Here is a 14,101-nt window from a genome sequence, read left to right as displayed (position 1 = left end):
TACTAATATCTGTAACATCTGTATTTTACAAAATATATCTAACAATTTGGGATATTAATTCAACAGTCTTTTTGATTTTTTAGTAACCATGGCTTACTTACAACTACCAAGCCTGTTCAGTGGTATACTGTAAAAGGTGGTAGTAAAACTTATGTTAATAAAATCATCAAAGAATTAAAGAATGCTAATGTAAAATTTGCTCCAATGGCAAAAATTGTATCAAGAACTGATAAAATCTCTATTACAGATAACCAAAATAATATTAATGAGTTTGATAAAGTTGTGTTTGCTTGTCATTCGAATGAAGTTCTTGAGCTACTTGATGATCCAAACCAAAATGAAAAAGAGCTAATATCTGCAATCAAATATCAACCTAACTCTGTTATATTACATACAGATAATGCTATTATGCCAAAACGCAAAACTGCTTGGTCAAGTTGGAATTACCTAAGTGCTGAAACTAAAGATAAACGTAATGTTGTATCTCTAAGCTATTGGATGAACAATCTACAGCCATTAAATACAGATACAGATTACTTTGTAACAGTAAATCCAGATCAAAAACCAGATCAAAAGAAAATAATTAACGAACATATTTTTGAGCATCCTGTTTTTGACAAAAAAGCAATACAAGCTCAACAGCAAATTGATAAAATACAAGGTGTAAACAATACATATTTCTGTGGTGCGTATTTAAGATATGGCTTCCATGAAGATGGTATACTTAGTGCAGTAAATGTTGCATCAAAATTAGGAGTAGATACTCCATGGTAAAAGATTTTGTTTTAAGCTCAAAAGTCTACCATAAAAGACATCATCCCAAACAAAACTCTTTTAGATATAGATCTTACTATATAATTTTAGATATGCTTGACCTAATAAGTAACAAACCAAAAATCTTTAGTTTAAATAAACTAAACTTGTATAGCTTTTATGATAAAGATCATGGCTATCGAGATGGCTCAAACTGCATAAAATGGGCTATTAACTTACTCGAGCAAAATAACCTAGAGTATGACAATATTAAACTTATGACAATGCCAAGAGTTCTTGGCTATCTTTTTAATCCTGTAAGTTTTTGGCTTTGTTACAATCAAAATAAACTTATCGCCGTAATTGCCGAAGTAAATAATACCTTTAAAGAAACTCATAGCTATATTTGTCATAAATCTGGTCAAGAGATCACCGATAAATGTTGGTTTGAAGCAGAAAAAGATTTTCATGTATCACCCTTTTACCCTCGTAAAGGTTTTTATAAGTTTAATTTCTCATTAAATCTAGAGAATAACGCTAAGAACCAAGTTATTATAAGCTACTATGATAATAACCAATTACAGCTTGGTACAGCTATAACAGCACATACAAAACCGTTAACTAGTCTAAACTTAATTAAAGAATTTTTTAGATCTCCACTGTTAACTTTAAAAGTAATATATTTAATCCATTGGCAAGCTTTAAAAATTGTATTTAAACGCATTAAATATATCCCAAAGCCTGAGCAGAAAAATATTAAAGTTAGTGTGGCCAAACCAGTTTAAAGACTATGAAACACCTAAGCACTCAAACCATCTTCTTTGATAAAACATTTATTAACAAAATTTAATTTTGCAGCAATATTACCACAATATTTTTTTGGTAATATTTAAACAAGTTATAAAATTGGTATTTACAAAATGTTTGAAAAACTAGTAAAGAAAAATCTCCTCGAATCACTAAAAAAAATACAATACGGCGAATTACATCTAACTACTCCTGAAGGTGACACAATATTTACCAAAGGTGAAAAATCTGGTCCAACAGCAGATCTTAAATTTAAAGATTGGCGTACAGTTGTAAACTTAAAACTAAAATCTGATATTGGTTTCGCCGCTGACTACCGTGATGGCTATTGGGAAACTTCTGATCTAAAATCACTTATCTTTCTAGGCTTAGAAAATGAAGAGGCTTTTGGCCAATATATGAAACCAAACCTACTTTTCAAGTTATTACAAAAGCTTGGTTATTTAACTAAACGTAATAATATCAAGCAAAGTAAAAAAAACATCCATGCACATTATGATTTAGGTAACGAATTTTATAAATTATGGTTAGATAAAACTATGACCTACTCTTCTGCTTTATATAAAAATGCTAATGAAACATTAGAGCAAGCACAAATAAATAAATACCAAAATATTATTGATAAATTTGGTAAAAAAGAAGGTTCAATTATTGAGATTGGTTGTGGTTGGGGAGGCTTTGCTGAGACCGCTTTAAATAATGGTAACTACTCTGTCAAAGGTATTACACTTTCTCAAGAACAACATGACTATGCTAAAGAGCGTTTAACTGGTAAAAATGCTGATATAGTTATCGAAGATTATCGTATCCAAGAAGGCAAATATGATTATTTAGTTTCTATTGAAATGATCGAGGCAGTAGGTAGAGAATACTGGAATACATATTTTTCAAAGCTTAAATCACTAATAAAACAAGATGGCAAAATTATCATCCAAAGTATAGTTATTGATGACAAGCTTTTTGCTGACTATGCAAAAGGTACAGACATGATTAGAACTTTTATATTTCCTGGTGGATTCTTACCATCTATCGAACAAATAAATATTGAACTTGATAAAGTAGGATTAAAATGTATCAATAAAGAATTCTTTGGTAAAGATTATGCTAAAACTTTAGATGAATGGGACAAAAGTTTTATCAATGTAGAGCAAGATCTAATTAAACTTGGTTTTGATAAACGTTTTCAACGAATGTGGCGTTTCTACCTAAACTCATGCAGCGCAGCATTTACTCATGGTCGTATTAATGTTGCTCAACTGGAGATAGTCCATGCTTAGGAAACTACTAATAATAGTATTTATCAGTTTTCCACTTCTAGCTACTTCTAAACCTTTGTCTTTAGCGCAAGTAAAAAAACAAGAATCCCAGCAAGTAGGTAAAATACATTTTAAAAAATGGTTCTTTAGTATTTATGATGCAACTCTTTTTACCCAAAATGGTACTTTTAGTTGGAATAAACCATTTCTATTAAAAATTCACTATCTAAGAAATATTAGTGGCCAAATTATTGCTAAACACACTATACAACAGATCTACGAACAACACCCAATGGATGTAAATGATAATTCCAAAGAATATAGTGAAATATTTAACAAGCTAATTCCTAATGTAAAAAAAGGTTCTAACCTATATGGTTACATGGATTAAAATGGTAATGGTTATTTATATTCAGACTCCGGATTTATTGGTGAAATACCCTCTAAAAAACTTTCAAGATACTTCTTTGAAATATGGCTAAGTGATAGATCATCAAATATTAAGCTTTCGAAGCAACTAAGGGGATTATTATGAAAAAATTAATATACAAAATAGGAGTAATTATTATGGCATTAGGACTTTTTGGATGCTCTGCAGATATTTCTAGTTACAAAGGCGAAGGTCCAAAGCTAGATCTTCAAAAATATCTGCAAGGTAAAATAGTTGGTACGGGAATTATCCAAGATTATAAAGTAAAGTTATCAAAAAATTTGATTTCTCTGGTATTGCTAGCTGGGATGGTGATATTGGTACATTTGATGAGAATATGGTTTATTATAATGGTGAAAAAGATCATCGCATTTGGAAAATTAAAAAGATATCTGACAACTATTATGAAGGCACAACAGGAGATGTAATTGGCAAAGCTAAGATTTATGTCGAAGGTAATGCTATGAACTGGCAATATCAAATGAATATCCCTGTTGGTGATAAAAAATATAAAATTAGTTTTGATGACTGGATGTATCTAATGCATGATGGAGTATTAATAAACAAAAATACTTTCAAAAAATTTGGCATAACTGTCGGATCGCTAACACTATTTATGCATAAGGAAAATACTGGAGAGTAGTATGCAAAAATTTGCAAATAAAACTATATGGATAATAGGTGCTACAGATGGCATAGGCAAAGCACTTTTACAAAGGCTAGATAGCTCCATAGAAGCTAAGTTTATAATCTCTTCTCGTTCTGAAGAGAAGCTTCAAAATATAGCCAGCCAACTGAAAAATAAAGCTGAAATAATAAGCTTTGATGTAGCTAACTTCTCAGAGTTCGAAAAAGCTGTTAAACCTGCCCTAGCCTATAAACCAGATTTCATAATCTATTTGCCTGCTTTTTATGAACCTTCACTAATTAGTGATATTGCTATTTCAAATCTAGATAAAACAATACAGACAAATCTTACAGCAGTATTTTATCTAATTAGATTTGTACTTCCATATTTAAAAAGCAATCCTAAATGTCAGCTAGCTATAACAGCAAGTGTCGCAGGCTATATTGGTTTGCCAAAATCACAACCTTATGCAGCAACCAAAGCTGGTGTAATCAATCTAGTTGAAAGCTTAAAGGCAGAGAACCCTAATTTAGATATTCGCCTAATTAATCCAAGCTTTGTAAAAACTAAACTAACTGATAAAAATAACTTTAAAATGCCTGCTTTACTTGAGCCAGAACAAGCAGCAAATAGTATTATAAAAGGTCTAGAGTCTAACAAGTTTGAAATTCATTTTACAAAAAAGTTCACTATAATTCTAAAGCTAATTGCATCACTACCTTATAAACTATACTTTAAAATTGCAAAAAAAATGATCTAAAATGGAGCGCTTATTATGAATCAACAATCAAATAAATTCACAATAATAGCCTTTAGTGCAATGCACTTAGCATGCTTAGCAATATTTTTTGTGAACTATAATATTACCGCTCTTTTAGTATTTCTTATAACCTTTAGTATGAGGACATTTGCCCTTACTGCTGGCTATCACCGTTATTTCTCGCATAAATCCTTTCAAACATCGCGAGTATTTCAGTTTATATTAGCTTTAGTAGGTACATGGGCTTCACAAAAAGGACCTCTCTGGTGGTCAGGACATCATAGATATCACCATATTCATTCAGATAAAGAAACAGATATGCACTCTCCTAAAAATGGTGTTTTTCAAGCTCATGTTGGTTGGGTTTTTGAAGCAAGAAGTGATGAGGTCGATCCAAAGTTTATTAAAGACTGGAATAAATATCCTGAACTAGTATGGCTTGATAAATATGCTCATGAATCTTTTGCATTATACTTAGTTGGACTTTTCATACTAGGCAGTTGTATTAGCTACTTCTATCCAACCCTTGAGACTTCAGGACTCGATTTTGTATTTTGGGATGGTATATTAAGTACAGTGTTACTTTATCATACTACTTTTAGTGTAAATTCAATTTGCCATATTTTTGGCTCTAGAGATTATCAAACCACAGATAACAGCCGTAATAATTTGTTAATCGCACTAATAACATTTGGTGAGGGTTGGCATAATAACCATCATAAGTTTGCATATTCAATAAGAAATAATCTCAAATTCTGGCAGATAGATATAACATATATGATTTTATGTATACTTAAGAAGTTTAGAATTGTTTGGGATTTTAAACAGCCTAGAAAAACTACCTAAATTAATTAAGAATGTTTTGAATAAAAATCTCTCCAGGTATCTATTAAAGCTCTATAAGACTTACCCGTTACCTTTCTACATAAATCTCTTGTACTATGACAATCTGATTCACTAGTGTCACCTGATTCAAGACGATTAACTTCTCTCTGGAGTAAATGAAAGTTTCTACGGTTTACTGCAAATTTTAAAGAAAACAGAAATCCTATAACGATCAAAACTAATGGTACTAATATAAATACCCAATGCAAATAAAATAAGGTCTCTGGTGTTTGGATCGTTGCATTTTTCTTATAGCCAATCACTGTTAGCAAAAGCCCTATTCCTGGTAAGATCAGAACACCTTGATAGAATTTCCTAGCAAAAGACATTGCTCCGGCATATATCCCTGTTCTTCTTTTACAGCTCATCAAAGTATCGACTTCTGTAACAAAGCTAAGCATAGTCATAGGCATTACGTAACATGCTGATAAACCTAGCCCAATCAAGCCAAAGTGAAGACTTACTGTGAATGGAGAGGCATTCTCAGGAGTTAAGCCTAGCATAGCAACTACAACTACAGCTACAAACCAAATGCAAGCTCCTATACGATATGCTGTAGCTTTACTATATTTACTAGCAATAAAAATATAAATAGGTAAAACTAACAATTGTACTATCCACATCGAGCTCACATATGACATAAGTTCAGGTTTATTTAAGTAAACATTTATATAATATGCTGAAAAACTCATAAGAATATCTAAGCCAGCAAATGCAAATAGATACAGTCCAAGATGATAACGAAATGTCTTGTTCTTAATAGCTGAGAAGAAACTTATAAATCCACTTAATGGTACCATAAACCATCTTAGACTTTTTTCTTTATAATTATTTTTAGGGGATATCTCACTTGTGCCTAAAAATACTATTACCCAAACACTTGAATAAAGTATTGCAAATACAGTAGCCATAACTACATAAGCTTTAGCACTATATGAAAAACTAACTAAAAGTAAAGGGGCAATAGCTGTAGATAATATCGCTGAGAACTGAGATGAACCCATTCTAAATGCCGATAAATATAACCTTTCTTTATAGTCATGGCTCATATCAGCAGCTAAAGAGGCATAAGGTGTATCTAATATCGAGTAGATAAAGTCAAATATACAATACATTACTAAATAATATAAAAATACCTAAAACTCATTGGAATGCTCTACATAAGATTCGTCCTATGGCTTGGTCACCTCTAGCTGGCGGTAAAATTTTTAACCCAGAAACAGCTAAAGAAAAAGAGCTTGTTGGATTTATGCAAACTCTAGTTACTAAATACAATGTAACTAGTATTGATCAAATTGCTATGGCATGGTTACTTAAGCATCTAGCTAATCCTCAAGTAATTATAGGTAGTCAAAATATTTCAAGACTAGAAAATACTGTAAAATCTCAAGAAATAGATTTAGAAATCCAAGATTGGTTTAAAATCTTAGAAATATCAAATGGACACGAAGCACCTTAAGCTTTATTTACTTCTTTCTTACTAGAATTATTCCTTTTTCTGCGCCTTGCTCTCTTCTTTTTGATATTTTTGTTTTTCTTTGGCTTTTTAGTAGCTGGTCTCTCAGAAGAACTCTCATTTAAAGGCTTACTAGAGCGAGGATCATACAATTCAAAATCAATATGAATTCTATCTAAATCAGCTCTAACAACTCTTACCGTTATATCCTGTCCAATCTTATAAACTTTGTGTGTTCTCTTACCGATTAATATATCTTTGTTTTCATCATAAATATAATAATCTCCAGGAATAGCTGAGACATGTATTAGGCCTTCTATATACATATCTTTTAATTCTGCAAAAAGTCCTAAACCATTAATATGCTTAACTTGAGCTTCTAAAACATGGCCAATATAATCTTGCATGAAATAGCATTTAAGCCAGTTTTCTACCTGCTTAGAAGCCCCATCAGCATTACGCTCTTGTTGTGAAGCGTTATCACAAATATTAGCTAATTCTGAAGCCTTATAGTCTGCTGCACCATGCTTATACTCACCAATAATTGATTTAATAATTCTATGTACTACTAAATCAGGATATCTACGAATTGGTGAAGTAAAATGTGTATATTCTTTATATGCTAGGCCAAAGTGTCCATCATTATTTATACTATAAACAGCCTGATTCATACTACGCAGAGTCATCATTTGGATATCATCATAATCAGCACGGTCTTTTATACTCTCAAGCATTTCTGACAATGCCTTTGGAGTGACCTTACCATTCTTACCATAAGCTAGATGAATACCGTGTCTAGATAAATATTTCTTCAACGTCTTCATTCGATCTTCTTTAGGTTCACTATGAACCCTAAATGGTGAAGTCTTTTTATGCTTAATCATAAATTTAGCAGCTGCTACATTTGCTACAAGCATACACTCTTCAATCAATCTGTGAGCATCATTACGATGTCTTGGAATAATTGACTCTATATGATTATGTTCATTAAGTATTATTTGTGTTTCAACGGTATCAAAATCTATTGCACCTCTTATTTCCCTAGCACCATGTAATACTTTAAACAACTCATATAAATCAAATAAATTAGGTACTAATTCAGGAGTCTTTTCAACAATAGTATTCTGTTTTTTCTCTAGAAGCTTAGCCACCTCTGTATAAGTAAGTCTAGCTTTTGAATTAATAACTGCTGAGTAAAAATTATATCTTGAAAGTTTACCTTCTTTACTAATATTCATCTCACAAACAAGAGAATATCGATCTTCTTTAGGTCTTAGTGAACATAGTCCATTAGAAAGTTTTTCAGGTAACATCGGTATAACATAACCAGGAAAATAAACTGACGTTGAGCGACGTTTTGCATCTAAATCTAGAGCTGAATCTTTTGCCACATAATTAGAAACATCCGCAATTGCAACATACAGTTTCCAGCTACCACTTTTAGTCTTATGTCCATATACAGCATCATCAAAATCTTTAGCATCTTCACCATCAATGGTGACAAAATGCTTATCACGTAAATCAACTCTACTTCCAACAACAACTTCTTCTGAAATATTATCTAAATATCTAAGTGCCTTTTTACTCCACTGTTCAATTAAGTCATATTTCTGAGTGGCCATCATCATAGCTTCTTTAACTGGAGATACAGCCTCTACTTCTTGTTTAAATCTAGCAACAGCGCAGCTATTTATACTTGGTTGAATGACTATTTCTGCTTCTATTAACGAATTATGTTCAATTTTTTCTTTTGGCGGTAAAAGAACTATATCATTAGTTATATTTTTGCTTATTGGTTTCAAAAAATGACAATCAAAATTCTTATAGTAATATCCTGTAACTGTTTTCTGAGCTCTTGAAACAATAGTTTTTATTTCAGCCTCAATTCTTCCTCTTTTATTTACGCCTAAAACCTTAGCAGTAACCTCATCACCAACCATTACTAATTTAGATTGATTTGATAGGATACTAACTTTAGTATTCAAAGTATTACTAAATAGCTCTAAACGTGAATCTTTATCCGATGTAACTTTTGAAGTTATATAAATAGGAATCATATCTGGCAAACTATAGTATGATCTATCTTTCTCTAATTGCTCATCTCTAACCATCGCTCCAAGACGATTGATTAAGCCTTCAAATAGGCTTTTCTTAAAAATCTCTAACGCAGTCGCGATATTTTCAATACTTACTGGTAGTTTCGTATCTCTTATATAATTTAATATAACCTCTCTACTTGGTATAGGATTATCATATTTTTGCGCTTCTAAATCCCTATTTGGATCATTTTGTATGCTGTATTTACTCACTTATCAATATATCCTGATCAAAAAATTTTTTATTTATTAATTTACCTTTCTCAAATTCAGCTATAGCAACAAACTTTCCATCATCATATATTCTAACTGTTTTATCTAAGTTTGGTTTATCTGCGAATAGCCCTCTTTTATATAAGTCTTCCTTCTCATTTTCTTCAAGAGAATATATTGGCTTATCAACAAACACACTCTCTATATTAGCTATACTAGCAATTTTTTCTTCAAAGTTTAAATCTTTTAGTTGTTCTAAACTAAATGCTTGGTCCAAGCTAAAAGGACCACTTTGAGTTCTTTGCAGGGAGATTAAATGTCCACCACAGCCTAATTCTTTACCAATATCTATAGCTAAGCTTCTAATATAAGTTCCTTTTGAACACTTAACTCTAACCTTTAGAGTTGTTTCAGAAAAATCTAATAACTCTAATTTATATATTTTTATATCACGAGACTTTATTTCTATACTTTTACCTTCTCTAGCAAGCTTATATAGTGGTTGACCATTATACTTAAGTGCTGAATACATTGGTGGAGTTTGAGATATTTCTCCACGAAACTTTTCTAAAATGGCTTCTACTAAAGATTCTGTTAGAATAGGTATATTGTTATTTTGGGCAATTATATTACCTTCAGCATCACCACTATCAGTTTCAATACCAAGCTTAATTGTTGTTATATATTCTTTATCTGCATCAAGTAAGTATTGAGCTATTTTAGTAGCTCTACCAAAGCATATTGGTAAAACTCCTGTCGCCATAGGATCTAATGTCCCTGTATGACCTGCTTTTTGCGCATTAAATAAATATTTTAATTGTTGTAGAACTTTATTTGAACTAATATCTTTATCTTTATCGACTACTATTACACCATTTAGGTTTAGTCTATTTTTTTTCATGTAAGCCTTGTTTTGCTAATATTTCTATCATCTTTCCTGCAGCTTGTTGTTCTGCTTTTCTCCGAGATGTACCTTGAGCTTTTACATTAATATTTAGCTCAATTGAGCTAGCTTTAATAGTAAAAATCTGCTCATGATCCTTACCTTCTATAGTTTCTATACTATACTCGGGCAAGCTTAAAGAGTTTTGTAAAAGAATTTCTTGAAGCTTTGATTTATTATCTTTTATTTTAACACTATCTAAATTTATATTTGCTATTACATCTTTGTACCAGCCAATAACAACCTTTTTAACGGTTGCAAAATCACTATCTAAATAAATAGCTCCAATTATAGCTTCAAAAATATCTTCGAGAATTTTTTCTCTTTTTTGACCGCCTTGTTCACTTGCACCCAAGATAACATACTCATCTATCTTAAACTGCAAAGCTAACTGGGCTAAAGTTGCTCCTTTGACAAGTTTTGATCTTATTTGAGAAAGCTTTCCTTCTGCTAAATCTGGAAACTTAGTATATAACTCTTCTGCTATTACAAAACCAAGTATTGAATCTCCTAAGAATTCTAATCTTTCATAGTTCTTTTTAGTTTTGCTACGGTGAGTTAGAGCCCTTAATAAAAGAGTTTGATCTTTGAAGTTATAACCAAGAATTTTGTAAAATCTAGAGTATTCAGGAATCATTTATCTAAAAGACCTTTCCTATTTGATCCCAACGAACCCTTTTATCTATTTTATCCCAGCTCATCCATACTAACTTAGCTTTACCTACTAAATCTTTTTCTGGAACAAATCCCCAATAGCGACTATCTTCACTATTATCACGGTTATCTCCCATAACAAAATAATACCCAGCAGGAATTTTAAGATTTTCAAAATCAGTGCCTTTAATTGACTCTACCCAATCAACTCTATGTTTGACACCATCTAGATCTTCTGTGCAAACAGTATCACCTGCGCCACCAGATATAGATTGATTGTAATAATTAGTAGCATCTCTATCACAATCAGTATATTTAAGTTTTTTACCATTTATTGTTAACATTTTATCTTTGTAAGATATTACATCTCCTGGTAACCCTATAACTCTTTTAACAAAGTCAACATTTGGATTAACTGGAAAATGAAACACTACAATATCACCACGCTTAGGTTCACCCATTTTTATCAAAGTTTCATTTGAAAATGGCGCTCTTATACCATACGCAGTTTTATTAACAAATATAAAATCCCCAACTGGTAGTGTTGGAGTCATCGATGCAGTAGGAATCAGAAAATTTCCAATAAAAAATGTTCTTATAAAAAATACTATAATAAAAACACTAAATAAAGATCTTGCTTGATCCGCTATAAATGGTGCTTTCAGGCCATTATCTTTATAAAATTGTCTTTTCTGTTTTTTACTAAGACCTTTCAGATTTTCTTTATACGGCGCTAATCTAGTTTTTTGAAAAAAAATATAATCAATAGCGTAAATTATGCCACTGGCTAATGTTAAAAATAAAAGCCAAAATGTAAAACCCAAATCTAAAAAGTAATTGAACAACTCCATAAGATTACTTAACTATTTTATCCTTTTGCACAAAATAGCCAACGCCCCTAATCGTTTGGATAAAACCTGGAATATTAAGTTTCTTTCTTAAGTTATGCATATGAACTTCTAGAGTATTTGTATCCATTTCTTTATCAGTTTCATATACTTCTTCTAAAAGTTGGGTCTTTGGAACAACTCTACCGGCATTTTGTACCAGTATAGCAAGAAGAGCTAACTCTTTCTTCGATACAGGTATAATCATACCATCTTTAGTAACTGTTTCTGAATTAGGGTTAAAACTATACTCGCCAAACTTAATTTCTTCATTAACTTTTTTATCAAATCTCTTGTCTATTCTACGAGAAATAGCTTTAATTCTAGCAATTAACTCTTTAAGTTCAAATGGCTTTGTCAGGTAATCATCAGCACCCAAATCTAAGCCTTTGATTCTATCTTCTAGACCATCCCTAGCTGTCAATAATAAGATAGGCACTTTAATACCTCTATTTCTTATATTTCTAAGAACTTCTAAGCCAGTCTTAATTGGCAACCCAATATCCAATACTATTATGTCATAAAGACCAGACTCTATAAAAGTTTGTGCTGCCTCACCATCAGAAACTAAATTTACAATAAAACCCTCTTTCTGTAAAGCTTCCAGCAACCCTTCTCCTAGATTCAGATCATCTTCTGCTAATAATAGTCTCATAGTTCATGTACCTTATATTTATTAAAAATTAATTCTACTTAGACATAATATTATGTCATGACAAGTATACCTTACAAGGTGGTTAAAGCAAATATTTATTTAAGTTTGAAAAGCCATAAACTCTTCTTATTTAGTTTAGTTACAAATTCTTAAAATTTATAAACTACTGCTAAACTCTTTAGTTAACTCCTTTGCTCTATCAATATTCGCTTGAATAGCTTTATCTACAATGCTCCCAAGATCATATTTCTCAAAAGTTTTTAAAGCTTCAAATGTTATTCCTTTTTTAGAGGTAACATTTTTTCTTAAATTCGCAATATCTTCATCACTATTTAACGCCATCTGTGCAGCTCCCAAACATGTTTGAGCAACCAACTTTTCAGCTTGTAGTTTTGTTAAGCCTCTTTTAGTAGCAGCATTAATCATATGCTCCATAAATTGAAAATAGTAGGCTGGGCCCGAGCTGGCTACAGCAGCTATCACATCAATTTCTTTTTCGGCATCAACTACAATTACTACACCCATAGTTTTCATAATATCTATGACTAAATCTTTCTTGCTATTACTCACATTATTATTAAAGTAAATTCCTGTTGCTCCATATCCTAAACTGCTAGGCGTATTTGGAATTGTTCTAACAAAAGATATTTCTTTATTAAAAAGCTTTTCATATGCAATAGTCTCAATTCCTGCTGCTACGGTTACAATTATTTGTTCAGCCACAACAAGACTTCTAATATTTTTAATTAAATCAGCCATACCTTGAGGCTTGATTGCTAATATTAAGATATCTGCCTGCTTAACTGTTTCTTCTAAGGAGGTTGAGGTTGCAATAGAATACTTATCGAATAAATCTTGGCGTTTTTGTTCATTTCTATCAAAAACAACTATATCTTGAGCATTATAACCATGAGTTACCATTCCGGCCACCATTGCTGATGCCATATTTCCACCACCAATAAAACATATTTTCATAAAAGCGCCTCTATTTATACTTTCTAAATAATTTAAAAGGATAACATTTATAACAAATATTGCTAATATATATGCAATACAGCTTTGATAAATGTTTAAAGATATGAAAAAAATAGTTCTAGCATCAAGTAATAAGGGTAAAATAAAAGAGTTTAAAGAGATCTTTGCTAATATTAATATTGAAATAATTCCTCAAACTGACTTTCATGTTTCAGATATTGATGAAACAGGACTTAGTTTTATTGAAAATGCTATTTTAAAAGCACGTAACTGTTCCAAACACACCGGATTACCCGCAATAGCTGATGATTCTGGACTAGAGGTTTTTTCATTAAATGGCGAGCCTGGCATATATTCAGCAAGATACTCAGGAGAGCATGGAAATGATAAAGCCAACATTGATAAATTACTTACTAAAATGAATAGCAAAACATCTAGAGCTGCTAGATTCGTATGTGCATTAGCTCACGTAAAACATGCTCAAGATCCAACTCCAACAATATCACTAGGTTTTCTTAATGGTGAAATTGCAGACATCCCTAAAGGGGGATATGGATTTGGTTACGATCCTATTTTTAAAATCCCTGAGTTTAAAAAAACTTTAGCTGAAATTTCACCTGAAGACAAAAACAAAATTAGCCATAGAGCTATTGCTCTAAATAATATTATTAAAAATTTAACTTAAGCTTTATAACATCTGGGG

12 protein-coding genes and 4 pseudogenes are annotated in these 14,101 nt (G+C 31.4%); 9 read left to right on the top strand and 7 right to left on the bottom strand.

All coding sequences use genetic code 11. From position 1 onward, the window contains the following. Positions 1 to 75: 75 nt before the first annotated feature. The 7 genes and pseudogenes from R8535_RS05795 to R8535_RS05765 form a co-directional block, all read left to right on the top strand. A pseudogene (locus tag R8535_RS05795) lies at positions 76 to 774 on the top strand (FAD-dependent oxidoreductase); the annotation flags it as partial. Continuing rightward, positions 768 to 1,538 (top strand): DUF1365 domain-containing protein, encoded by a 771-nt coding sequence (locus R8535_RS05790; protein WP_329497345.1) that lies wholly within the window; start codon positions 768 to 770, stop codon positions 1,536 to 1,538. The pseudogene R8535_RS05795 and the gene R8535_RS05790, both read left to right, overlap by 7 nt. Positions 1,539 to 1,673: 135 nt before the next feature. Continuing rightward, positions 1,674 to 2,837, top strand: a complete 1,164-nt coding sequence (locus R8535_RS05785) for a cyclopropane-fatty-acyl-phospholipid synthase family protein (RefSeq protein ID WP_329497343.1) — start codon at positions 1,674 to 1,676, stop codon at positions 2,835 to 2,837. Continuing rightward, a pseudogene (locus tag R8535_RS05780) lies at positions 2,830 to 3,351 on the top strand (hypothetical protein). The gene R8535_RS05785 and the pseudogene R8535_RS05780 overlap by 8 nt, the downstream one beginning before the upstream one ends. After that, a pseudogene (locus R8535_RS05775) lies at positions 3,348 to 3,889 on the top strand (DUF3833 domain-containing protein). The pseudogenes R8535_RS05780 and R8535_RS05775 overlap by 4 nt, the downstream one beginning before the upstream one ends. Before the next feature lies 1 nt (position 3,890). Continuing rightward, a complete protein-coding gene (locus R8535_RS05770; protein ID WP_329497341.1) occupies positions 3,891 to 4,634 on the top strand; it encodes an SDR family NAD(P)-dependent oxidoreductase in 744 nt (247 codons plus the stop codon). Between the two features lie 15 nt (positions 4,635 to 4,649). After that, positions 4,650 to 5,480 (top strand): acyl-CoA desaturase, encoded by an 831-nt coding sequence (locus tag R8535_RS05765; RefSeq protein ID WP_329497340.1) that lies wholly within the window; start codon positions 4,650 to 4,652, stop codon positions 5,478 to 5,480. Between the two features lie 5 nt (positions 5,481 to 5,485). Here R8535_RS05765 and R8535_RS05760 read toward each other — a convergent pair. Beyond that, positions 5,486 to 6,640 (bottom strand): annotated as a pseudogene (locus R8535_RS05760) (MFS transporter); the annotation flags it as partial. On the opposite strand from R8535_RS05760, the gene R8535_RS05755 reads away from it, so the two are divergent. After that, positions 6,622 to 6,978 (top strand): aldo/keto reductase, encoded by a 357-nt coding sequence (locus tag R8535_RS05755; protein WP_329497347.1) that lies wholly within the window; start codon positions 6,622 to 6,624, stop codon positions 6,976 to 6,978. The pseudogene R8535_RS05760 and the gene R8535_RS05755 sit on opposite strands and share 19 nt — an antisense overlap. On the opposite strand, the gene rnr is transcribed toward R8535_RS05755, so the two are convergent. From rnr to proC, 6 genes are all read right to left on the bottom strand, one after another. Next, entirely contained in the window at positions 6,975 to 9,284 is a 2,310-nt protein-coding gene (gene rnr, locus R8535_RS05750) for a ribonuclease R (RefSeq protein ID WP_329497338.1), read from the bottom strand. The two genes, R8535_RS05755 and rnr, sit on opposite strands and share 4 nt — an antisense overlap. Then, positions 9,277 to 10,185 (bottom strand): tRNA pseudouridine(55) synthase TruB, encoded by a 909-nt coding sequence (gene truB / locus R8535_RS05745; protein WP_329497336.1) that lies wholly within the window; start codon positions 10,183 to 10,185, stop codon positions 9,277 to 9,279. The genes rnr and truB overlap by 8 nt, the downstream gene beginning before the upstream one ends. After that, complete coding sequence (gene rnc, locus R8535_RS05740; RefSeq protein ID WP_329497334.1) at positions 10,172 to 10,864, bottom strand: ribonuclease III; 693 nt, start codon at positions 10,862 to 10,864, stop codon at positions 10,172 to 10,174. The genes truB and rnc overlap by 14 nt, the downstream gene beginning before the upstream one ends. A gap of 4 nt (positions 10,865 to 10,868) precedes the next feature. Next, positions 10,869 to 11,732 carry a signal peptidase I gene (lepB, locus tag R8535_RS05735; RefSeq protein WP_329497332.1) on the bottom strand — a complete coding sequence of 288 codons (864 nt, stop codon included), beginning with the start codon at positions 11,730 to 11,732 and terminating at the stop codon, positions 10,869 to 10,871. A gap of 4 nt (positions 11,733 to 11,736) precedes the next feature. Continuing rightward, on the bottom strand, positions 11,737 to 12,423 hold the full coding sequence (locus R8535_RS05730) for a response regulator transcription factor (protein WP_329497330.1): 687 nt from the start codon (positions 12,421 to 12,423) through the stop codon (positions 11,737 to 11,739). Between the two features lie 156 nt (positions 12,424 to 12,579). Beyond that, positions 12,580 to 13,398 carry a pyrroline-5-carboxylate reductase gene (proC, locus tag R8535_RS05725; RefSeq protein ID WP_329497328.1) on the bottom strand — a complete coding sequence of 273 codons (819 nt, stop codon included), beginning with the start codon at positions 13,396 to 13,398 and terminating at the stop codon, positions 12,580 to 12,582. Between the two features lie 103 nt (positions 13,399 to 13,501). Here proC and rdgB point away from each other — a divergent pair, with 103 nt between their 5' ends. After that, entirely contained in the window at positions 13,502 to 14,083 is a 582-nt protein-coding gene (rdgB, locus tag R8535_RS05720) for an RdgB/HAM1 family non-canonical purine NTP pyrophosphatase (protein WP_329497326.1), read from the top strand. Positions 14,084 to 14,101 lie beyond the last annotated feature (18 nt).

Origin of the sequence: Francisella sp. 19S2-4 (assembly GCF_036281795.1) — a bacterium.
GTDB lineage: Bacteria > Pseudomonadota > Gammaproteobacteria > Francisellales > Francisellaceae > Francisella.
The sequence above is the reverse complement of the archived record's forward strand: the minus strand, read 5'-3'. Positions and strand labels throughout refer to the sequence as shown.